Genomic DNA, 22138 nt, shown 5'->3' on the forward strand with positions numbered 1-22138 from the left:
CCCCCAGAGGATTCCCAAAGGAGCGAACCATGCAGCGACTCGTCATTCTCGGCGTGGCACACAGCGACGCCCACGCGGTGGCCAACCATCTCATCGCGATGCAGCTGCGCGAGTACGGCTTCACCGTCGTCAATCTGGGCGTCTGCACGCCCCTGGCCGACTTCGCCGCGGCGCTGGAGGCCAACCCCACGGCCGAGGCGGTCGTCATCGGCAGCCTCAACGGCCACGCCTACGCCGACCTCGCCGACCTGCCCGCGCTGCGGGCCGCGGGACGGCTGCACTGCCCGGTCGTGCTCGGCGGGAACCTGACCGTCGGCAGCCACAAGTCCGCCGGCGGCATTGAACGGCTGCGCGGTCTCGGCGTCGATCACATCCTCGAGAACCCGTTCGAGCTGCCGATGGTGCTCGACCTGATCCGCGAGGCCGCGACCGCTGGGAGGGTGGCGGCCGGTGTCTGAGACCGTCGAGTGGGCCGGGATGCGCATCGACCGGTCCACCGCCGCAGACCTGCCGCAGTGGCGGGAGACCGTCGACGCGCTGCGCACCTCAACCCGGCCGCGGGCCGCCGACGCGCTGCGCGCCGCACACCGCACCGGCCGGCCGATCGCGCAGCCCCGCTGCGGGGTCGGCGGCCACGAGGAGATGCTGGAGCTGCTGCGCCGCCTCGAGCCGGCCGGGCCGGGCATGCTGACGGTCACGATCGACTCGTACACCCGGCTCAAGCAGTTCGACCGGGCCGCCCAGGCGCTGCGGGAGGCGCCGGCGGACCTCAACGGCTACCCGCTCACCGTGCACGGCTGGCGGCGCGGCCGGCAGCTGCTGGACGCCGTCGGCGTGCCGCTGGAGGTCCGGCACGGCTCACCGGACGCCCGGGACCTGTTCGCGGTGGCCCTGGCGGCCGGGTTCACCTCCTTCGAGGGCGGCGGCATCGGGTACAACGTGCCCTACTGCAAGGACGTGCCGTTCGCGACGTCGATGGAGGCGTGGCGGCAGGTCGACGCGGTCTGCGGGGCGCTCGCCGACGACGGCGTGATCGTCGACCGGGAGCTGTTCGGCACCCTGACCGCGGTCCTGGTGCCGCCGTCGATCAGCCTGGCCTGCACGCTGCTGGAGGCGATCGCCGCGGTGCGGGAAGGGGTGCGCTGCCTGTCGATCGCCTACCCGCAGGGCGGCGAGGTGCACCAGGACGTGGCCGCGCTGCGCAGCATCCGTGCGCTCGCCGCGCGGTACCTGCCGCCGCACGTCGCGGTGCACCCGGTGCTGCACGAGTTCATGGGGGTGTTCCCGCGCGGCCGGGGCACCGCCGACGCCCTGATCCTCTACGGCGGGCTGGTCGCCAGGCTCGGCGGCGCCGACAAGATCATCAACAAGACCAACCAGGAGGCGTACGGGATCCCCGACGCCGACGCCAACGCCCTGGGCATCCGTACCGCCCTGATGGGCACCTCGGAGCTGCTGGACTTCGTGGCGCTGGACGAGGCCCGCATCGACGAGGAGATGTCGTGGCTGCAGCGGGAGGTCGCGGAGCTGGTCGACCCGGTGCTGCAGGACGGCGACGTGCCGGCCGGGGTCGCCGGGGCGTTCGCGGCGGGGCGGCTCGACGTGCCGTTCAGCGCGAGCGTCCACGCCCGGTCGCTGGTCGTGCCGGCCCGCGACGCGACCGGCGCGATCCGCTACCGCCGCACCGGCGAGCTGCCGTTCTCCGCGGCCGTGCGGCAGCGCAACGACCGCCTCACCGACACCGGCGCCGCGGCACCGGACCGCTTCATCCAGGCGGTCACCGCCGACATCAACTACTTCCTGACCAGCGAAGGGGTCACGTCATGAGCGCGCACCGCACCAACGCCGAGGCGACCGCGGCCGACCGGGCGCACGTGTTCCACTCCTGGTCGGCGCAGGGGGCGCTGCGACCGCTGCCGGTGGCCGGCGGGCGCGGCAGCCGCTTCTGGGACCTGGAGGGCAACACCTACCTCGACTTCTCGTCCCAGTTCGTCAACCTCAACATCGGCCACGCGCACCCGAAGGTCGTCGAGGCGATCCAGCGGCAGGCCGCGACGCTGCCCACGATCGCCCCGCACTTCGCCAACGACCAGCGCTCCGAGGCGGCCCGGCTGGTCGCGTCGCACGCCCCGGACGGGCTCACCAAGGTGTTCTTCACCAACGGCGGCGCCGAGTCCAACGAGCACGCGGTGCGCATGGCCCGGGTGGTGACCGGCCGGCCGAAGGTGCTGTCGGCGTACCGGTCCTACCACGGCGCCACGCACACCGCGATGCACCTGACCGGCGACCCGCGCCGCTGGGCCACGGACACCGGCGCCGCCGGCGTCGTGCGCTTCTTCGGCCCGTACCTCTACCGCAGCGCCTTCCACGCCACCACCGAGCAGGAGGAGTGCGACCGCGCCCTGGCCCACTTGGAGCAGGTCATCGCGCTGGAGGGCCCGGGCACGATCGCGGCGGTGCTGCTGGAGCCCATCGTCGGCACCAACGGCGTGCTCGTCCCGCCGGCCGGCTACCTGCCCGGCGTGCGCGAGCTCTGCGACCGGCACGGCATCCTGCTCATCTTCGACGAGGTCATGACCGGGTTCGGCCGCACCGGCGCCTGGTTCGCCGCCGACCACTGGGGTGTCCGCCCCGACCTGCTCACGTTCGCGAAGGGCGTCAACTCGGGCTACGTCCCGCTGGGCGGGGTCGTCCTCTCCGACGCCGTCGCCGCCGCGTTCGACGAGCGCCCCTACCCGGGCGGGCTGACATACTCCGGACACCCGCTCGCCTGCGCCGCCGCGGTCGCCACGATCACCGCCATGCGGGAGGAGGGCATGGTCGAGCACGCCGCCCACCTGGGCGAGCACCTCATCGGCCCGCGCCTGGCGAAGATCGCCGACGCCCACCCGAGCGTCGGCGAGGTCCGCGGCCTCGGCGTCTTCTGGGCCGTCGAGCTCGTCCGCGACCGCGCGACCCGGGAGATGCTCGTCCCGTTCGGCACCGCGGGCGCGCAGGGCGCCGTCGGCGAGGTCGTCGCCGAGTGCCACCGCCGCGGCCTGTGGCCGTTCGCCCACTTCAACCGCATCCACGTCCTGCCCCCGTGCAACACCACCGAGGCCGACGTCCACGAGGGCCTGGACATCCTGGACGCCGCCCTGGACCTCGCGGACCGCCACGTCACCCGCTAGCCGCATCTGCGGACCACGACACGCGACGCGAGATTCCTCCGGCGGCACGCCTGGCGATACCATCACCATCACCATCATCGGAACAGGCGACGGGAAAGTCCGCATTCAAGATTGGGCTTGAGTGGGGCGGGTCGAGCCAGCCGCCGCGACAGCGGCCGAGTCTCTCGAGGCATTGACGAGCGAGGCAACCGTAGCGCTCTCGACGATGCCTTCGGCCACGCGCGCCACCGCCGTCTCGGGCACCGGCTTCTTCGTCACTCCCGACCTGGTCGCGACCTGCGCGCACGTCGTCGCCGGCGACGTCACCGACCTGCCCGACTTCGTGCGCGCACGCGACACGGTCACCGGTGAGAAGCTCACGCTGCGGGCCGTGCCGGAGCTCTACTTCCGGCACCGCGACGGCATCGACCTCGCTCTGCTCAGCATCACCAGGTCCGTGCCGGCCGCGGGCCGCGCGTTCGTCCTGCCGTCGACGGATCTGGTCGCCGGGGACCGGCTCTGGACCTGCGGGCATCCGGCGGGCGACGTCCCCGCCGGCTTCCAGTACCAGGGAACGTCGCGACACAAGCTCAGGCCGGCCGGCCGGCTGCCGCGGCTCTTCGGCGCCCCGCTCCAGGGCACCGCCAGCGGCAGCCCTGTCGTCAACCTCCGCACCGGGGCCGTCTGCGGGCTGCTGTGCCTGTCCGACGACGGCGGCGGCGCGCACCTCGTGCCGATCGGCGCCGTGCTGGAGCGCTGCGCCGAGGCCCAGGCCCTGCTTGACGCCGGCGCCACCGCGCACGGGCGCTGGCTGGCCCGGCTCAGCGACGAGCAGCTCCTGGCCGGGGCGTGGCCGGTGCCGACCAGGCGCCTGCGCGGCTACCTCGACGCCGCCGAGAAGGCCGCCCAGCGCCACCCCTACCAGGAGCTGATGGTCCCGCAGGACCACGGGGCGCACCGGATGCCGACGCTGTCGGAGATCTACGTGTACCAGCTGGCCACCGGCGAGAACGAGGAGGCCCGCGACGGCATCGAGGCGACCGACCTCGTCCCGATCGCCGCGGATCAGATCTTCGAAGGCACCGGCGACAGCGTCCTGCTCGGCGACGCGGGCTCGGGCAAGTCCAGCCTGCTGCAGTCGGCCGTCTGGACCTCGGTGCAACGCTGGGAGCGGGACGTCGACACGGTCGTGCCGGTGCGCGTCCGCGCCGCCCAGCTGCTCGGCAGGAAGATGCTGCCGGAGCTCGTCGCGGCCGCCGTCAACGAGGAGCTCGGCGCGGTCGGCGCCGGTCAGCAGTGGCCGGCCGGGTTCTTCGCCACGCCACCGATGGCCGGCGTACGGTGGCTGGTCCTGGTCGACGGCCTCGACGAGATCATCGAGTACCGCGACCGCAAGGCGGTCATCGACAAGATCGTGGGCTTCCGGGCGCTGTCGGACCGTGCCGCGCACCGGTTCGTCGTCGCCACCCGGCCGCTGACGGAGATCGACCACTACGCCGGCCCCGACTTCACCCCCGCGGCCTTCCGCCTGCTGCCGTTCACCGATCAGCAGTTCGTGCAGTTCGCGCAGCGATGGTTCGAGCACCTCGGCTCGCCGGAGCCCGGGGACCGGGCCACGGACCTGCTCGACCGGATACTCGGCGGCGGCCTCGACGACCTGTTCCGGATCCCGCTGGTCGCGATGATGATCTGCAAGCTGGTCGCGGACCGGCCCGGCGACGCGCTGCCGTCCTCCAGCATCGAGCTGTATCAGCGGTTCGTGTCCATGCTGACGGAGCGGCTCTTCCGCTCTGATCTGCGCGCGTCGCTCAACCGGGTGGCCGGCGACTACGGCGCCGAAGCGCTGCCCGCGGTCGACCGGCTGCTGAGCCAGGTCCACCCGCTGGCCTGCCGGCTGGCCTGGCGGCAGCGCACCGATCAGCGCACGGACGCGCTCGCGGCGATGGTGGAGTGGACCGCTCACCTGCGCCCCCCGCACCTGCCGGACGGCACCTGGCGGGTGCTGGTCCGCGAGACGCTGCGCCGCACCGGCCTGCTCGTCGAGCGCGACGGGCGCTTCCAGTTCCTGCACCACAGCATCGCGGAGTTCCTCGCTGCCCTGCACGTCGACGCCGACCGGCGCCTGCGCACCGACGAGTTCGCCGCCGTGTTCCGTGCCCGCCGGGGCGGCTGGTCCGCGGCGCGGCCGCGCTGGCGGCACCCGTACGCCCGGTTCCTGGCGTTCCTGTGGCGGGACCGCGAGGACCTCGGCGAAGCGCTGCGGCACATCGCCGCCGGCGGCGGCCTCGACGGGGGCCTGTTCATCGCGGCGCTGCGCCACGACGGCGTACCGGTGCCGCCGGCCGCCCTCGCGACGGCGGTGAAGACGCTGACACCGTTCGCCGGCAGCAACCGCGACCTGCCCAGTCGACGGTCCGCGATCGATGCGGTGACCGTGCTCGACCGTGCGGCCGGGGCCCGCCTGCTGGTCGCGGCGGCGACCGATGCCGCCGTGGACAAGCTGGGACGGCGTTGGGCCGTCGAGACGCTGGCCGGGCTGGCCGACCGGCGGGCCGCGGCCCGCCAGTCCGCGCACCGCCGCGACGGCGTGCCCCGCGATCACCGGTGGGCGCTCAGGGTGCTCGCGGCACGGCCCGGCCCGGCGGGCGCGGACCTGCTCGCGAAGCTCGCGGCCGACCGCAGTCTGGACGAGGTCGACCGGGAGTGGGTGTTCCAGGCGCTCGAGCGGGCCGGTGACCCGCGGGTGGGAGGGCTACGGCTCTCTGCGAAGGGCGTGTACCCCGTGGGCCTCACCGAGCCCAGTTCGCCGGTGGACGCGGCCCTGCTGTTCGGCACCGCGCCGACCGGCCGCCGGGTCCGCGCGCGGTTCGCCCGGTTCAACGCGCCGTGGCAGAGCCCGGCGGTGAGCGAGGTGCTCGAACCGCTGATCGCCCAGCACAGGGCCGTCCACCCGAAGGCCGACCTGCGGCTGCTGCAGCGGGCGTATGACATGGCCGAGCACTTCCACAGGGGGCAGTACCGCGAGTCCGGCGACCCCTACATCACCCACCCGCTCGCCGTGGCCACGATCCTCGCCGACCTGGGCATGGACACCACGACCCTGGTCGCGGCGCTGCTGCACGACACGATCGAGGACACCGACTACACGATCGAGCGGTTGCAGCTCGACTTCGGCGGCGAGGTCACGCTGCTCGTCGACGGCTTGACCAGGCTCGACAAGGTCAAACTACGCGCCGCGGCGAAGCCCGAGACGATCCACAGGATGATCGTCGCCACGGTCAAGGACCCGCGGGTGCTGGTCATCAAGTTCGCCGACCGGCTGCACAACATGCGGACGCTGACGTTCGTGCCCCGCACGAAGCAGGAGCAGAAGGCCAAGGAAACCCTGGAGATCCTGGCGCCGCTGGCGCTCCACCTCGGCATGAACGCGATCAGGCGGGAGCTGGAGGACCTCGCGTTCGCCACGCTCTTCCCGAAGCGGTTCGACGAGATCAGCCGACTCGTCGCCGAGCACACCCCGCAGCGTGACTCGCTGCTGCGCTCGGTCACGCAGAAGGTCGCCACCGACCTCAAGTCAGCGAAGATCAGGTCGGAGGTCACCGGCCGGCCGAAGCACCTGTTCTCCATCTACCAGAAGATGATCGTCCGCGGCCGCGACTTCGGCGACATCTACGACATGGTCGGCGTGCTCGTCCTGGTCGACACGGTCCAGGACTGCTATGCCGCGCTCGGTGTCATCCACGAGAACTGGCAGCCCGTCCCGGGGCGGTACAAGGACTACATCGCGACGCCGAAGTTCAACATGTACCAGTCGCTGCACACCACCGTGATCGGGCCGAACGGCAGGCCGGTCGAGCTGCAGATCCGCACCTACGCGTTGCACCGCACCGCCGAGTACGGCATCGTCGCGCACTGGCGCTACAGCGCGGGCAGGGACGCCGCGATCGCCGAGCCCGGGACGGGACCGGCGGAGTTCCTCGACGCGCTGCGCCTCGACCTGTCCGGCCGGGAGGTCTACGTCTTCACGCCCAAGGGCGACGTGATCGAACTGCCGGCCGGCGCGACGCCCGTCGACTTCGCCTACGCCCTGGACACGGACATCGGCCACACGTGCATCGGCGCGCGGGTCAACGGCAGGCTCGTGCCCTTGGAGGACGCCCTGTCCAGCGGCGACGTCATCGAGGTATTCACGTCGAGGTCCGAGACCGCCGGCCCGGCCCGGGAGTGGCTGGGCTTCGTCAAGAGCCCCGAGGCCCGCACCGCGATCCGGCGGCACTTCGACGAGAACGCCACAGGGTGAACCATGCCGATCTGGCCCTGCACATCGGCACCCTCGTGCCCGCCGGCTGGGGGTCGTGGAAGCTGCTGATCGGCGAGGAAGTACATGCTGAACATGTCGTGCGTGTGCCGAACCCGCCGATGACGGTCCCGGTCGGGCGCCGTGAAACACTTGCGTGAAACTGTTACATCGACGGGGGCGGGGCGGTGGAGTCGCGGACGACGAGTTCCGTGGCCAGTTCGACGTGCAGGGCGTCGAGCTCGTGGCCGCCGATCATGCGCAGCAGCATGGTCACCGCCATCCGGCCGAGCTCGGCCAGGGGCTGGCGGACCGTGGTGAGCATCGGGTGGGTGGCGCGGCTGACGTCGATGTCGTCGAAGCCCGCCACCGACAGGTCGGTGGGCACCCGCAGGCCCCGCTCGGCGGCCGCCCGCAGGATTCCGACGGCGATCTTGTCGTTGAAGCCGACCAGCGCCGTCGGCGGGTCGGGCAGGTCGAGCAGGTCGCAGGCGGCGGTGTGGCCCTGCGCCTCGTTCGGCTCGGTGACGAAGCGCAGCAGCTCGGACGGCGGCAGGAGGCCGAGCTCGATGAGCGGCGTCACGTAGCCGGCGAGCCGCCCGTCGTTGACCGACCACTCGCGGGGCCCGCCGATGATCCCGACCCGGCGGTGCCCGAGCCCGACCAGATGGGCCATGAGGCTGCGGGCGCCCGCGAAGTGGGCGGAGGAGATGGCGACGACGTCGCGCGGCGGCGCGGTGCGGGGGTCCACGACCACGAACGGGAACCGCCGGTCGCGGAGCATCACCAGGTCCTCGGTGGGCTCGGGCGGCAGGATGAGCACCGCACCGCGCACGCCCGGCCGGTCCGGCAGCGCGGGGAGCGGGCTGCGGCCGGCGGCGCCCTTCCCGGCGTTCATCATGACGCTCATGCCGTGCAGCTCGGCGGTCTCCACGACCGAGGAGACGATCAGCCCGAAGTAGTCGCTGAGCACGTACGGGCAGCGGACGAACACCACGTCGCCGTCGGTGGCGCGGCCGCCGTGCCACCCCAGCTGGCCGGCGGCGTGCAGCACCCGGTCGCGGGTGCCGGCGGCGACGTTCGCGTGCCCGTTGAGCACGCGCGACACGGTCGCGATCGACACGCCGCTGCGGTGGGCGAGATCGCGGATCGTCGCACGTCTCGGCACGTCGGCTCCTCCAGTATGTCGCCGGCAGGGGGCCCGGGATGCGGCGAAGTATAGGCAGGCGCGGCAGCGATGTAACAAATTTACAGAAAATTTGTGCTTCACTTTGATTGACTCGACACCGCATCGGGTGTGTTCTATGGAACACCCGTCACCCCCACCGGCGACCGTGCCCCGCCCGCCAGCGATGGCGCCCGGTCGTGTCCCGCCCCGGAAAGGCGCGCCCATGTCGCATGCCCACGAACCGTCCAGCCCACCCAGCGAGATGCGGCGCGGCGCCCGGCCGCGGCGCCGGCGGGGGCGGCTCGTCACCGTCGCGGCGGCCGTCAGCGTCGTCGCCGCCGCCGTGATCGTGCTGCCCCAGCAGTTCGCCAACGCCGCCAACGAGAGCGTCAACGTCTGGCTCACCACCACCTCCGACAGCGGCGGCCGCACCGTGACCCGCGGCCTGCAGCAGCAGTCCTCGGTCGTGTTCACCGCCAGCACCGGCAGCGCCAACCAGACGGTCACCGTCAACGAGGGCAGCACCTACCAGCCGTTCGAGGGCGCCGGCGCGTCGTTCACCGACACCGCCGCGTTCAACATCCGCGGCAGCGGCGCGCTGAGCCAGGCGACCCAGAACGACGTCATGACCAAGCTGTTCAGCCCGACCGCCGGCATCGGCGTCAGCGCCACCCGCAACGTCATCGGCTCCTCGGACCTGGCGCAGAACAGCTACTCGTACGACACCACCTGCTGCGACCTGAACGACTTCTCGCTCGCCCGGGACGCCGACGTGATGGCACTGACCAAGCAGGCCAAGGCCCTCAACCCGAGCATGATCGTCATCGGCTCGCCGTGGTCGGCGCCGCCGTGGATGAAGGACAACAACGCCTACAGCCAGGGCTACCTGCAGGCCCAGTGGTACAAGACGTACGCGCAGTACATCACCAAGTACGTCCAGGGCTACGAGGCGCAGGGCGTGCACGTCAACTATGTGACGCAGCAGAACGAGCCCGGCTGCTGCCCCGGCTACCCGTCGATGCAGTGGCCCGTCTCCGGCCTGCAGTCCTTCGCCAAGAACGACCTGATGCCGGCGCTGCAGGGCGCGGGCCTGAGCACGAAGCTGCTCATCGGCGACTGGAACTTCGACACGTACGACACGTGGGTGGCGCCGCTGGTCAACGACGCCGCGCTGCGCGGCCACCCGAACTTCGGCGGCATCGCCTGGCACGACTACGGCGGCAGCCCGACGCAGATGACCACGGTCCACAACCAGTTCCCGAACGTCAACCAGTACTTCACCGAGCACTCCGGCGGCACCTGGGTCGGCAACCAGCACTCCGAGGACATGTACGACCTCATCGAGTACTTCCGCAACTGGGGCCGGTCCTGGACCAAGTGGAGCCTCGCCGTCGACCAGAACATGGGCCCGCACAACGGCGGCTGCGGCACCTGCACCGGCCTGATCACCGTGCACCGCGGCGACTCGCGCAGCGGCCAGGTCGACTACACCGTCGAGTACTACACGATGGGGCACCTCACCAAGTTCGTCCGCCCCGGCGCCGTGCGCATCGACTCCACCGCGAACGCCACCATCCCCAACGTGGCGTTCAAGAACCCGGACGGCTCGAAGGCGCTCATCGCCTACAACTCCAGCGGCTCGACGCAGACGCTGAAGGTCAACTGGGGCGGCCAGTCGTTCGTGTACAGCCTGCCGACCCGGACCTCGGCGACGTTCACGTGGAACACCGCGACGGGCAACCCGACCCCGACCGCCACGCAGACCGGTGGCGGCGGCACCCGCACCGGACAGATCACCGGCATCGGCGGCAAGTGCGTCGACGTCGCCGGCGCCAGCTCGGCCAACGGGACCGCGGTCCAGCTGTACGGCTGCAACGGCACCGGCGCCCAGCAGTGGACGACGGGCAACGCCGACAACAGCCTCCGCGCGCTCGGCAAGTGCCTCGACGTGACCGGCGCAGGCACCGCCGACGGCACGACCGTGCAGCTCTACGACTGCAACGGTAGTAACGCGCAGAAGTGGACGGTGAACGCCGGGAAGCTGGTGAACACCGGCTCCGGTAAGTGCCTCGACGCGACCGGCAACAGCTCCGCCGATGGCACCCGCCTGCAGATCTGGACCTGCTTCGGCGGCGCCAACCAGCTCTGGACGCTGCCCTAGCGCACATCCGGTGGCGGCGCCCCTCCGCCCGGGGCGCCGCCACCCCCACCGCTTCCCCGCATCGACCCCGACATCGAGGGCGCGACGCTGAACAACACCACGGCGAGCTGGACGCTCGGCTAGCGCGTCAGGCGGCGAGGCCCTGCTCCGGGCGCCAGGCCGTGTCGGCGTCGAAGCCGGCCGGGGCGTCCGACGGGGTCCCGCCGCCCGGCGCGGCGATGTAGCCGACCGCGTTGTAGTGCCGCACGTACCGGTCCGGGAAGTTGTAAGACCGCAGGCGCACGCCGGCGGTGGTCGTCTCGGGGCAGAAGGTCGCGTCGGCGCGGAACAGCACGGTGTCCGCGGACGGGTCGAGGTGCACGGCGAGGCTGCGGTGGCGCAGGTACGCGCCGGGCACGTCGAGCGCCGCGAACGACACGCAGCTCGGGTCCGCGAGCCCGGGCCGGACGGTGAACGTCGCCGCGCGGCGGTCCCCGACCGGGCTGCCGGCGGTCAGGACGGCGGTGACGGTGCCGCCGTCCTGGTGGCGCAGGAACCGGTCGGGGAAGTTCACCGACCGCAGCGACACCGCCTGCCCCGGTAGCAGACCTGCGGGGTGGTCGACGACCGGCGCGAACGGGAACCGCTGCGCGGCGGCGCCGTTGCAGTCCCACAGCCGCAGCCGCGTGCCGTTGGCGGTGACCCCGTCGGGGGCGTCCAGGCAGCGGCCCGAGTTGGGGTTGAGCAGGGCGCCGTCGGCGCGGCGCAGCCACTGCTGGGCGGGGGAGCCGTTGCAGTCCCAGATCTGCAGCGGGGTGCCCGCCGCGGACGGCTCCCTCGAGGCCCGCGGCCGTTGTCGAGGCTGGTGAACATGGCGCGGCCGTTGACCGCGGCGTCGGTGCCGTCGGCGTTGCGGACCCGCTGGCCGATGAGCAGCACCCGGCCGGTGGCGGTGGTGGCGAGTGTCGGGGTGGCGGTGAGGTAACGGCCGTCGGCGGCGGTCACGACCGGGTCGAGCCGCGCCGGGTCACCCCAGGTGGTCGCGTCCGCCGAGGTACGGGTGCGGACCACGCAGTCGTACTGGCCGCCGAAACCGCACACCTCGTAGGCCAGCAGCCAGCGCCCGTCGGGCATCCGCCGCACCGCCGCCATGCCCGGCCGGTGCCCCGGCTGCGGGCCGGTGACGATGACGGTGCGCGCCGGCCAGTTCACGCCGTCGGTGGAGACCGCCTGGACGAGGACCTGGCTGCGGCCCGGCTGGCTCTCGTCGGCGAAGTACACGACGAGCCGCCCGGCCGCGTCGACGGCCAGCTCCGGCTCCCACAGCCCGCCGCTGTTGCCGGACCGGGCCACCGTCGACAGCAACCGCCAGCTGCGCCCGACGTCGTTGCTGGCCCACAGCCGGATCGCCATGCGCCGCTCGCCGCCGCCGTCCTGGCCGACGGCGCCGGCCCACAGCAGCGTGCCGGCGCCCAGCGCGCCGACCTGCCGGGGCAGCTCGAACAGCGTCGTGCAGCACAGCCCCTGCCGCGCGTCGGGGTCGGCGACGGTGCCGACCCGCTGGAACCCGCCGCCGGTGTTCTCGTAGATCGCGCCGGCCGGGCCGCCAGCCGGGAACTGGGTGACGGTGAGCAGGACCCGGCCGTTGGCGGCGCCGGAGGCCGCGAGCCGGACCGCCCGCGGGTACATGGCGGCGCCGCCGTCGACGGGCCGCCCCGTCGCCGCGCCCGCGACCGGCGCGTCGGCGAGCACCGGCGCCAGCATCGCCGCCGCGGTAGCCAGTACCAACGCGGCAAAACGCACTCGTCCCACCATCGCTCCCTTCGCACGCTGCGGATCCAGGCTCCGCGACGGCCGCCGACACATCCATCGTTTTCGAAATCTGGTGTCGAATCGAGGACACGGCGGGCGCGGTGCGTCAACCGGCGGGAGGGGTCGGGCGTCTGGGTCGTGTCATCGCACTCGATCCCTCTGGAAAGGCCACTGCCATGCGGATGACCAAGCTCCGACTGCTGTCCGCCGCCCTGCTGCTCGTCCCGGTTCTCGCCCTGCCGGGCACCGCGGCCGCGGCGGACGACCTGCCCGCCCCGACGGGCGTCACGCCCATCACGGGCACCGCGACCGTGCCGCCGTGGGACCCGCACCCGCCGACGTTGGTGGGCGTCCGGACCGGCCGGCACGACGCCTACGACCGCACCGTCTTCGACTTCACCGGCGGCACCCCCGGGTACCGCGTGGAGTACGGCCCGCTCGTCGCCGCCGGCAGCGGCGCCACCATCCCGCTGGCGGGCGCCACGACGCTGCGGGTCGTGTTCGACGGCGCGTTCGCCCACGACGTCGCGACCGGCGCGTCCACGATCGACCTCACCCGGGTGTACGACCCGCGCCTGCCGACCCTGCGCCAGATCAAGTCCGGCGGCGCGTCCGAGGGGTACATCAGCTTCGGTCTCGGGCTCGCCGACGGGGCCGGCTTCCGGGTGCTGCGGCTGACGAACCCGCCGCGGATCGCGGTGGACGTCGCGCACCAGCCCACCCAGCCGTTCACCACCGAACGGTTCCTCGGCGGCGCCGGCACCGCGGCACAGGTCCAGATCGCCGGCGTGCGGTCGGCCGCGCACCCCGGCTACGACCGCGTGGTCCTCGACCTGAGCACGGCGACCACGCCGCTGATCAGCGTCGCCTACACGGCGCCGAACCCGACGACGATCCACGTCGGCCTCACCGCCGCCACCACCCAGCGCGGCGTCGTCACCGGCCCGAACCCCGCCCCGACCGGCCTGTCCCAGGCGCAGTCGGTGTCGTTCACCGTCTACGACAACGGCACCGTGTCGGCGTTCATCACCACCCACCACCGCACCGGCTACCGGGTCATGCTCCTGACCGACCCGACCCGCCTCGTCGTGGACATCGCGTACTGAAGCGTGGGCAGCGGCGAACCGCACCGGTTGCCGGCGCGGTTCGCCGGGACCTGTGCGGTCGATCGTGTCCCCGTCGAACGGCTCAACGCCACGCACATCCGGTCGCGCAGCACCAGGTGGGCGTACCGCTGTCCGACCCATCGCCGATGCTCGGGATCGCCCGGCGCCGGCACCTGCCGGAGCCAATTGCATGCGGGTTCAGGAAGGTCAATCAGTTGCGAGGAACTTTCAAGTGCGCTGCGACACTTCAGCCGCGGCCGCGGACGAGTGGCAGAAACACCTCGTCGACGATCTCGACGAGCACCTCGTCGGGGACGGAAGGGATGCCGCGCATCGCGTACTCGGCGCGCAGCAGCAGCATCGGCGTGGCCGCGACCCTCAGGTGGACGGCCGCCGCCGGCGCCTCGCCACGGGCGGCGGCCCGTTCGAGCATCGCCAGCCAGGCCCGGTCCATGGTGTCGGCGCCGGAGCGTTCGCGCATGAGGGTGAGCAGCTCGGGGTCGTCGGCCGCGGCGGCGAGCAGGCCGCGCAGGATCGCGCCGTGCGGTGAGGACCAGGTCTGGTTCGCCCGGCGCAGCATCTCCAGCGCGTCGCCCCGCAGGGTGCCCGTGTCCGGGTCAGGCAGGACGGCGTCGGACAGGTGCCGGTACGCGGCGATGCCCAGCGCCGCACGGTTCGGCCAGCGGCGGTAGATGGCGTTCTTGTTGGTCCCGGCCCGCCCCGCGACCCGGTCCATGGTCATGCCCGCGTAGCCGGACTCCCGTAGCTCCTCCGCCGCCGCGTGCAGGATCGCCCGCTCAAGGTCCTCGCCGCGGCGCCGCGTGCTCATGACTTGCAGGGTACCGGACGTACCTTATAGGGTACGCGTCGTACCTTATAGGCGAGGAGGACCTCATGCGCGTCTTCGGCATGAACTACGACACCGGCTTCGTGAGCGCCGGGTCCACCACCCATGAGCCGTTCGACGCGGAGACCGTGCGGCGCGACCTGTGCGTCATCCGCGACGAGCTGCACTGCGACGCGGTGCGCGTCACCGGCGGCGAGCAGGACCGGCTCGAGCTGACCGCGCGGCTCGCCGCCGACGCCGGCCTCGAGGTCTGGTACTGCCCGTTCACCAACGGCCTCGACCGCGACGAGCTCATGGCCTTCGTGCTCGACGGCGCGTCGCGGGCCGAGCGGTTGCGGCGCGACGGCGCCCGGGTCGTGTACCTGGTCGGCTCCGAGATCTCGATGTTCACCGACGGCTTCCTGCCCGGCCGGGACCTGACCGAGCGGATGGCGCTGTTCACCGACCCGATGCGGATGCGGGAGGCCGTCCCGGCCGCACGCGCGGCGGTCCACGCCTTCTTCGCCGAGGCGGTCCCGGCTGTGCGGGAGCGCTTCGGCGGACCCGTCGGGTACGCCTCGATCCCCCTCGAGGCCGTGGACTGGGCACCGTTCGACATCATCGCCAGCGACGCCGGCTACCGCGACGCGACCAACGCCGCGGCGTTCCCGCAGACCCTGGCGGCGGCCGTGGGCCAGGGCAAGCCGTACGCCGCGACCGAGTTCGGCTGCTGCACGTTCCGCGGCGCCGCCGACGTGGCGGGCGCGGCGGAGCCGGTGACCTACGACGAGCACGGCCGCGCCGCGTCGCTCACCGCCGGCCTGGAGCGCGACGAGGATGGGCAGGCCCGATACCTCGTGGACCTGCTGCGCGACTACGAGGCAGGCGGCGTCGAGGCGGCGTTCGTGTACACCTTCGCCAACCGGCACCTGCCGACGACCGACGACCCGCGGCGCGACTTCGACCTGGCCGCGCGCGGGATCGTGCGGGTGCTGCCGGACGGCACGTGGACGCCGAAGGCCGCCTTCCACGCCCTCGCCGAGTACGGCCGCGCCCGCGCGGACCTCAGGGCGCGCAGAGGAACTCCGAGCGCTCCTCGTCCGTGACGCCACGCTGTTGACCTCAAGTCCGGTTGAGGTTTTAGGGTTGCGGTGTCGGTGTTGTCCACGAGCGGGACGGAAGGCGGGGCGGCGGTGACCCTCGAGGTCGGCACGGGTGTCGTGGCGTCGTTCAAGGCGGCCTTCCGTGGTTACCCGACGGGGGTGGCGGTCATCGCCGCTGCCGGGCCGGACGGCCCCGTCGGCCTGACGGCGTCGAGCGTCGCATCGGTGTCGCTGGCCCCGCCGGCGCTGTCGTTCTCGGTCATGGACTCGCCGTCGGCACGGCTGATCGTGGCGGCGGGCAGCTTCGTCGTACACCTGCTCGGCGCCGCGCACGAGGACCTGGCCCGGCAGTTCGCCCAGCCAGGCGGCCGCCGGTTCACCGCCGACCAGCCGTGGACGACGCTGCCCACGGGCGAGCCGCTGCTACACGGCGTGCCGGCGGCGCTGCGCTGCACGGCCCTGCACCGATTGCCTGTCGGCAGCTCGACGGTGGTCGTCGCCGAGGTCGCCGACGCCTGGATCGGCCCGGCCGACGCCCCGCTGACCTACCGCGAGCGCGAGTTCCACACCAGCCCGTAGCCGCCCGCGGACGCGTGTGCTCCCCGAGGTCGCGAGCGCCCCGCTCCGGCGCAACGGAACGACAGAGGAGCTGTCGCCGCCTGCGGGCGTCAGGTCGTGGCGAGGGCTTCGGCGATCATCCGGTGGCCCTGGGCCTCGAAGGTCTCGTCGCCCACCTTGTACGCCCAGCCGGCCGTGGCGATCGCCTCGCGGACCCGGGTGCGGTGCCACGCGGCGGGGTCGCGCGGGTCGGCGCCGTAGCCGTCGAGGAACGCCGCCTCCAGCGACGGGTCGCGGCGGAACTGCTGCGCGGCGAGGCGGGTGAGGTCGCTCGCGGCGGGGCGCATCGCGGCGCGGCCGAAGTCGATGACGGCGACGGCACCGTCGTGGACGAGCCAGTTGCGGGGCTGCCAGTCACCGTGCGTCGGCACCAGGCGGGCCGGCGGCGCCGGCCAGCCGGCAATCTCGGCCCGCAGCCGCTCGGCCGTTGCTGCCGGGATCCGGTGCGGACCGTCCAACCAGGCCAGCGACTTGGCGTTCTCGCGCCGCTCGTAGTCGTTGTCGGCCGCCGCGGGCTGCGCATGCAGCAGCGCCAGCAGGGCGCCGGCCTGCCGGTAGGTGGCGGGCTCGTCCTCGAAGGCGGTGCCGAGGACGAGGCCGCCCGGCAGGTGCCGGGTGACGAGCAGCTTCGCGTCGTCGTCGCCGTGCTCCAGTGCCGGCGCCAGGCCGCGGGACGTCCACGGGCCGAGCCAGTGCCGGTGCGCCTGCAGCTCGCGGACGATGTGGTGGTCGCTGACGCCGCCGGCCTTGACGATGAACCGGGCGCCGCCGGAGGTCACCTCGAGGACGGTGGTCGCGACCAATCCCCAGCTGTGGTCGTGCTCGACGGTCGCGTCCGGCAGCCATTGCCGCAGGAGATCCTGCTGCCGCGGCGAGAGACCTGTCACCGGCCGATTGTAGGACGCCGCCCGTGCCGGACAACTCACCGGCGACGACGCCACGGCACCCGGGGTCCGGGCCGCCGCTCGATGTCAGGCCATCTTGCGGGTGCGCTGCTCCAGGTCGTCGGCGACGCGTTGCCACTCCGTCGCGCACCGGCGGGCCACGTCGCTGAGCACGTACGCCGCGTGGGGCGGCAACCCGTCGCTGACCTCCTGCCATTCCTGGGGCGAGAGGACCTTCGTCAGTACCCACCGCAGCAGCCGCCGTCCCGAGTCCGTCAACCGCAACGACGGGTCTGCCTTGAGCCCGTGCACCAACGCCTCGATGCCGATCAGGTCCGGCTCCGTCGCGGGGCCTCCCCCGCGTCCGGCGCCGCCGTTCGCCGCGCCCTGCCGCTTGATCCGGCTCGACGGCACCGGGCTCTCACCGCGCTCCACACGCTGCCGGACGTCGCGCACGGTCGCCGCCGACAGTCCGACGCTGCGCGCGATCACCCGCAACGACGCGTCGGGGTGTTTCTCGATGAAGTCCGCCGCCCGCAGCCGCCCCTCGGCGCTGTCGACGGGGCGGACCCGGCCGTCCCGGCCGGTCCGCGCCTGGACCTCCCCCACCTCGTCGAGGTCGCCGGCCAGCCGGCGTCGCAGGTTCGCCACGGACCGCGCGCTCAGCCCGGCGGCGGCCGCGATCACGCGGTCGGACCAGGCGGGATGCGACGCCATGATGCGCTCGGCGGCGCGGATGCGGTCCGACAGCGGCAGCGGCCGGCCGTGCGAGATGTTGGCCTTCACGCCGAGGACGAACGCCTCCTGCGCCGAACCGTCGAAGAACTGCACCTCGATGCACTCGTCGCCGCGCAACTGGGCGGCCCGCAACCGGTGCATCCCGTCGATCACCCGCATGGTCGCGCGGTGCACGAGGATCGGCGGCAGCCTCGTCTCCACGTCGGCCAGCATCTGGATGTGCTCGACGTCCTCGCCGTCGAGGCGGGGCGAGTCCGCCGGCCGCAGCGACGTGATCGGCACGAACCGGGTCGGCGACGCTCCCCCGATCAACAGGTCCAGGTGTTTCCCACCAACCGGTTCGGCACCCTTCATCATCCGTTCGAGTCTCAACGTCGGAGCGGTCGACTGATCCAAGATGGCCCTCCCCGTGCGCCGACTGGCCAGGTCTGCCGGAAGAGTAGCCACCGCAATGACGAAGGTGACACAGCTGCATAAAAGTTCTAATACCGCCTTGCCCTGCGCGAAAACGGCCTGCTATAGATGCCTACTACATGTACGTGACAGAGCGTTGTCGATGGACCGACGGCGAAACAGGCGCCATTCGAATGCCGGCCCAGCCGTTCAACTGCGCAACGACGCGGTTGAACGGCCGGAAGGCGCTGCGCGTGAACTCGTCGTCATCGGCGCCGGTCGGCCACGCCCGCAGTCTGCTTCATGCCTTCGATGAGCACGAGCGTGGCCCGGGCGGTCGGCAGGATCAGCTGCCCCGCGATGGTCAACTCGACTCCGGTCGGGCCTCGCGTGAGCAGCGCCGCACCTAGCGCCGACTCCAACCGCCTGATCTGATAACTGAGTGCCGGCTGTGAATATCCCAGCTCCTTGGCCGCCAGGTCCATACGGCCGAACTCGGCGATTGAAGTGAAAGCCCTCAGCTCACGGTCGTCCATGGCAGCCTTTCCGTGTGGATGACCTACCCCGTAAAGGTCATCGACTCGGCAACCATTGCGAACGCTCTATGCCATTGTCAATAGCCATCCCGGATTCCGAGGTACTAAGCCCGCACTTTGGACAAATCGTACCTTCTTCGCGAATGGCTTAGATGTTCCCTGTCTCAGCCGCCCAGGCACCACTCCAGAACGGCCATCGCGCTGGCCAGTTTCATCCGCGCCTGCGCCCAGGCGATCGAGCGGGGGCCGTCGAGGACCGTGGCCGCGACCTCCTCGCCGCGGTGGGCCGGCAGGTCGTGCATGAACACCGCGCCGGGCCACCGGGACATCAGATCCTCGGTGACGGCGAACGGCTCGAAGTGCCGCCGCCAGTCCGGATCGGGCTTCGTCGTGCCGGTCGTGCACCACTGCGTCGTGTAGACCACGTCCAGGTCGTCGCCGAGGTCGTTCACGTCGTGGACCTCGCGCACCTGACGGCCGGACCCCGCTACGAGTTGCCGCGCCTCGGCCAGGTACGCGGGATCCAGGCCGTACCCGGACGGTGTCGCCAGGCTCAAGGACGGGCCGGGCACCTTCGCCAGACCGAGGGCCAGGGCGGTCGCGCTGTTGTTGCCCTCCCCGAAGTACCCGACGTGCAGGCCGTCGAGGCGGCCGAAGTGCGTCCGCAGCATGGCCACATCGCTCACACCCTGCGTCGGGTGCTCCTCCCGCACCATCGCGTTGATGACCGGGATGCCGGAGACATCTGCGAACCGGCGCAGATCGGCCATGGGCACCGGGTCGCGCACCACGAGCGCGTCGAGCATTCCACCGAACACCCGTGCGGTGTCATCGAGCGTCTCGCCGGTGACCAGTTGCAGATCCCGCGGCCCGTATGCGACAACCGTCCCGCCCAGTCGCGCCACGCCGCTGCTGAACGCCGTCCGGGTACGCGTGGACGTGACCGTGAAGAGGACGCCGACGACCTTGTCCCGCAACGGCCGGTGGTCCACCGGCTGCGCGGTGAAGTACTCACCCGAGCGGGCCACCAGGTGCTCCAGCTCGGCCGTCGTCAGGTCGGCGATCGAGATCAGACTGCGACCGCTCATCACGCGGCTCCCCCCGCTCGGGTGGCCGCGCCCAGCAGGTCCACCATGACTCCCAAACCCTCGGCGCGGGCCAGATCGGCGACCGCCCGGCCCATGACCACGTCCGCGACAGCCATCCCGAACGGGTTGCTGACGACGAATCCGTCGTCCGGACGGACCGCTGGCAGCGCGCCGCGCAGGACGTCGCCGTACGCGCCGGTGATCGCCCGGCCGGGGCCGGACCCGGGTGCGTCCGAGGTGCCGGGCACCGCGACCCGGCCGTCGCGGATGAGCGCGCCCAGGATCCGCCGCGGGTTGTCGCACACGAGGCCGAGGTCGTCGACGTACACGGCCTGCGCGCGTTCGAACACCTCGGGGCGCAGGTCGTCGAGCGACACGTGGGCAACGAACGTCCCGGGCCGAAGACTGCCGGCCTCGATGTAGGGCGTGTCGGAGACGGTCAGCGTCACGAGGACCTGGCTGGCCGACACGCACGAATGCACGTCCGGGTGGATGTCCACTGTGTACTCCGGGAACCGCCCGGTCACGTCCGACGCGAACCGCCGCGCCCGCTCGGGGTCGATGTCGTGCACGTGGATGCGCCGCACGGCCCCGAAATAGCGGTGCAGGAGCCGCACGTGCGCCCGCGCGAGGGTCCCACAGCCCACAATGGACACCTCGTCGAACCCCGCCGGGCCCAGCACCCGCAACGTCGACATGGTGTACGCGGCCGTGCGTTCGGCACTGATGAAGCCCGCCTCCACGAGTGCGGTCGGCCGGGCCGTCTCGGGATCGAACAGCACCGTGAACCCGCCGGCCCGTTCGATGCCGAGGCCCGGGTTGCTCACCGACGCGTTGATGAGCTTCATCCCGTACGTACGCCCGGACGACGTGTCGGACCCGCCGAGCATCGCGATGGCGCGCGTGTAGGCGCCGACACCGTTGCGCCACGCGAGGTACCCCTCGGCCGGCAACACGGTGCCGCCTGCGGCGTGATGGTGGAGCATCGACTCGACCAGCGCCACCGGGTCCTGTTTCGCCAGGCACCGCTCAACGGTGTCGCGATCGATGATCAGAATCTCGTCCGGTCGCAAAAGGCTCCACCTTCGTCGGCGACGACACCTTCCTCCGACGGCCAGTCTTCGTGCCGGGCCGCTGTTTGTCGAGTTCCGATCGTCGTGCGCGCGGGGCACTCCACAGCGCCGAAGTCGTTCGGTTGACAAGGTTCTGGGGCGCTGACACCGTGCCGGTACTGACGTGTGACCGTGCCCGGCAACCGTTCCCACGCATCAAAGAGGATGTCTTGCTGCACTCAAATGTGGTGAGCTGCGTCGGATCCACGCCTATGGTCCAGTTGCAGCGACTGTTCGGCGCGGACGCGCCCCGTGTCTACGCGAAGCTCGAGTTCCTCAACCCGGCCGGCAGCGTCAAGGACCGGGCCGCCCGGTACGTCATCGAGCGCGGTGTCGAGGACGGAGTCCTGAAGCCCGACACCCATGTCGTCGAGAGCACGTCCGGGAACTTCGGTGTCGCGCTCGCCATGATGGCCAGCATCTACCATCTGCGCCTGACGCTGGTGGTCGATCCGAACATCACGGCCAGCAACCTCACCATCCTCAAGAGCTTCGGCGCGACCATCGACATGGTCGACGTCCCTGCGCCGCAGGGTGGCTACCTCGAAGCCCGGATCGACCGGGTCCGCCAGTTGCTGACGGCCGACCCGTCGTCGGTCTGGATCAACCAGTACGCCAACGCGCTGATCCCGCGGGCGCACCACCTCACCGCGGCGGAGATCCTGGCCGATCTGCCCGGCCCCGTCGACTATCTGGTCCTCGCGGTCAGCACCACCGGCACGCTCGTCGGCATCGCCGAACGGCTCAAGCAGGCGCATCCCCGGCTGCGCGTGGTCGCGGTCGACGCCGTCGGATCCGTCGTGTTCGGCACCCCGGCCGGCCCCCGGCGCCTTCCGGGCATCGGCGCGTCACGGGTGCCGGAACTGCTCGACATGCGCCTCATCGACCAGGTCATCCACGTGACCGACGACGAGGCCATCGCCGGCTGCCGGGATCTGGTGGCCCGCGAGGCCATCTTCGCCGGCGGTTCGTCGGGCTCGGTGATCGCCGCCATTCAGAAGCTGGTGCCGGCCGTCGCGCCGCTCAGCTCGATCGTGACGCTGTTGCCCGACCGCGGCGACCGCTATCTGGATCTGGTGTACGCCGATCGGGCCGCACACCGGGATTCCGGCCCGCCACGATGAGCGGGCGCACGACGTTCAACTGAAGAATGCCGACGGTTGAACAC

Annotated in this window: 17 protein-coding genes and 3 pseudogenes; 11 read left to right on the forward strand and 9 right to left on the reverse strand. The window is 72.0% G+C overall.

The window, feature by feature from the left end:
- Positions 1 to 29: 29 nt before the first annotated feature.
- The 6 genes and pseudogenes from ABZ321_RS44240 to ABZ321_RS44265 all read left to right on the forward strand — a co-directional run bounded on the left by ABZ321_RS44240 (position 30) and on the right by ABZ321_RS44265 (position 7607).
- Positions 30 to 458 (forward strand): cobalamin-dependent protein, encoded by a 429-nt coding sequence (locus ABZ321_RS44240; protein ID WP_354901876.1) that lies wholly within the window; start codon positions 30 to 32, stop codon positions 456 to 458.
- Positions 451 to 1827, forward strand: a complete 1377-nt coding sequence (locus ABZ321_RS44245; RefSeq protein ID WP_354901878.1) for a methylaspartate mutase — start codon at positions 451 to 453, stop codon at positions 1825 to 1827. The genes ABZ321_RS44240 and ABZ321_RS44245 overlap by 8 nt, the downstream gene beginning before the upstream one ends.
- Positions 1824 to 3170, forward strand: coding sequence for an aspartate aminotransferase family protein (locus ABZ321_RS44250; protein ID WP_354901879.1), 1347 nt, complete (start codon positions 1824 to 1826; stop codon positions 3168 to 3170). The genes ABZ321_RS44245 and ABZ321_RS44250 overlap by 4 nt, the downstream gene beginning before the upstream one ends.
- Positions 3171 to 3375: 205 nt before the next feature.
- Positions 3376 to 3831: pseudogene (locus tag ABZ321_RS44255) on the forward strand (serine protease); the annotation flags it as partial.
- 2154 nt (positions 3832 to 5985) lie between these two features.
- Positions 5986 to 7434: pseudogene (locus tag ABZ321_RS44260) on the forward strand (RelA/SpoT family protein); the annotation flags it as partial.
- Positions 7435 to 7445: 11 nt separating this feature from the next.
- Positions 7446 to 7607, forward strand: a complete 162-nt coding sequence (locus ABZ321_RS44265; RefSeq protein WP_354901880.1) for a hypothetical protein — start codon at positions 7446 to 7448, stop codon at positions 7605 to 7607.
- Between the two features lie 5 nt (positions 7608 to 7612).
- On the opposite strand, the gene ABZ321_RS44270 is transcribed toward ABZ321_RS44265, so the two are convergent.
- On the reverse strand, positions 7613 to 8614 hold the full coding sequence (locus ABZ321_RS44270; RefSeq protein ID WP_354901881.1) for a substrate-binding domain-containing protein: 1002 nt from the start codon (positions 8612 to 8614) through the stop codon (positions 7613 to 7615).
- A 223-nt stretch (positions 8615 to 8837) separates the two neighbouring features.
- Between ABZ321_RS44270 and ABZ321_RS44275 the strand changes: the two genes are divergently transcribed.
- Complete coding sequence (locus ABZ321_RS44275; RefSeq protein ID WP_354901883.1) at positions 8838 to 10775, forward strand: ricin-type beta-trefoil lectin domain protein; 1938 nt, start codon at positions 8838 to 8840, stop codon at positions 10773 to 10775.
- Between the two features lie 127 nt (positions 10776 to 10902).
- Here ABZ321_RS44275 and ABZ321_RS44280 read toward each other — a convergent pair whose 3' ends face one another.
- Positions 10903 to 11328 (reverse strand): AbfB domain-containing protein, encoded by a 426-nt coding sequence (locus tag ABZ321_RS44280; protein ID WP_354901885.1) that lies wholly within the window; start codon positions 11326 to 11328, stop codon positions 10903 to 10905.
- A gap of 114 nt (positions 11329 to 11442) precedes the next feature.
- Positions 11443 to 11565: pseudogene (locus ABZ321_RS44285) on the reverse strand (ricin-type beta-trefoil lectin domain protein); the annotation flags it as partial.
- Between the two features lie 1183 nt (positions 11566 to 12748).
- Between ABZ321_RS44285 and ABZ321_RS44290 the strand changes: the two are divergent.
- Complete coding sequence (locus tag ABZ321_RS44290) at positions 12749 to 13672, forward strand: hypothetical protein (protein WP_354901886.1); 924 nt, start codon at positions 12749 to 12751, stop codon at positions 13670 to 13672.
- Positions 13673 to 13919: 247 nt separating this feature from the next.
- Here the strand turns inward: ABZ321_RS44290 and ABZ321_RS44295 are convergent, their stop codons facing one another.
- Positions 13920 to 14501, reverse strand: a complete 582-nt coding sequence (locus ABZ321_RS44295) for a TetR/AcrR family transcriptional regulator (protein ID WP_344507296.1) — start codon at positions 14499 to 14501, stop codon at positions 13920 to 13922.
- A gap of 65 nt (positions 14502 to 14566) precedes the next feature.
- Here ABZ321_RS44295 and ABZ321_RS44300 point away from each other — a divergent pair, with 65 nt between their 5' ends.
- Positions 14567 to 15604 carry a hypothetical protein gene (locus tag ABZ321_RS44300; protein WP_354901888.1) on the forward strand — a complete coding sequence of 346 codons (1038 nt, stop codon included), beginning with the start codon at positions 14567 to 14569 and terminating at the stop codon, positions 15602 to 15604.
- Positions 15605 to 15691: 87 nt separating this feature from the next.
- Entirely contained in the window at positions 15692 to 16180 is a 489-nt protein-coding gene (locus ABZ321_RS44305) for a flavin reductase family protein (RefSeq protein WP_354901890.1), read from the forward strand.
- 89 nt (positions 16181 to 16269) lie between these two features.
- Here ABZ321_RS44305 and ABZ321_RS44310 read toward each other — a convergent pair whose 3' ends face one another.
- The 5 genes from ABZ321_RS44310 to ABZ321_RS44330 all read right to left on the reverse strand — a co-directional run bounded on the left by ABZ321_RS44310 (position 16270) and on the right by ABZ321_RS44330 (position 20931).
- Entirely contained in the window at positions 16270 to 17106 is an 837-nt protein-coding gene (locus ABZ321_RS44310; protein ID WP_354901892.1) for a phosphotransferase, read from the reverse strand.
- Between the two features lie 84 nt (positions 17107 to 17190).
- Positions 17191 to 18198 carry a ParB N-terminal domain-containing protein gene (locus ABZ321_RS44315; RefSeq protein ID WP_354901894.1) on the reverse strand — a complete coding sequence of 336 codons (1008 nt, stop codon included), beginning with the start codon at positions 18196 to 18198 and terminating at the stop codon, positions 17191 to 17193.
- 302 nt (positions 18199 to 18500) lie between these two features.
- Positions 18501 to 18770, reverse strand: coding sequence for a LysR family transcriptional regulator (locus tag ABZ321_RS44320; RefSeq protein WP_344507286.1), 270 nt, complete (start codon positions 18768 to 18770; stop codon positions 18501 to 18503).
- Between the two features lie 164 nt (positions 18771 to 18934).
- Entirely contained in the window at positions 18935 to 19861 is a 927-nt protein-coding gene (locus ABZ321_RS44325) for an ornithine carbamoyltransferase (RefSeq protein ID WP_344507284.1), read from the reverse strand.
- Positions 19858 to 20931: a hypothetical protein gene (locus ABZ321_RS44330; RefSeq protein WP_354901896.1), complete on the reverse strand. Its 1074-nt coding sequence runs from the start codon at positions 20929 to 20931 to the stop codon at positions 19858 to 19860. Before ABZ321_RS44330 ends, ABZ321_RS44325 begins: the two co-directional genes overlap by 4 nt.
- Positions 20932 to 20981: 50 nt before the next feature.
- On the opposite strand from ABZ321_RS44330, the gene sbnA reads away from it, so the two are divergent.
- Positions 20982 to 22094: a 2,3-diaminopropionate biosynthesis protein SbnA gene (gene sbnA / locus ABZ321_RS44335; protein WP_344507281.1), complete on the forward strand. Its 1113-nt coding sequence runs from the start codon at positions 20982 to 20984 to the stop codon at positions 22092 to 22094.
- Positions 22095 to 22138 lie beyond the last annotated feature (44 nt).

It is taken from the genome of Dactylosporangium sp. NPDC006015, assembly GCF_040614215.1.
Lineage (GTDB): Bacteria > Actinomycetota > Actinomycetes > Mycobacteriales > Micromonosporaceae > Dactylosporangium > Dactylosporangium maewongense.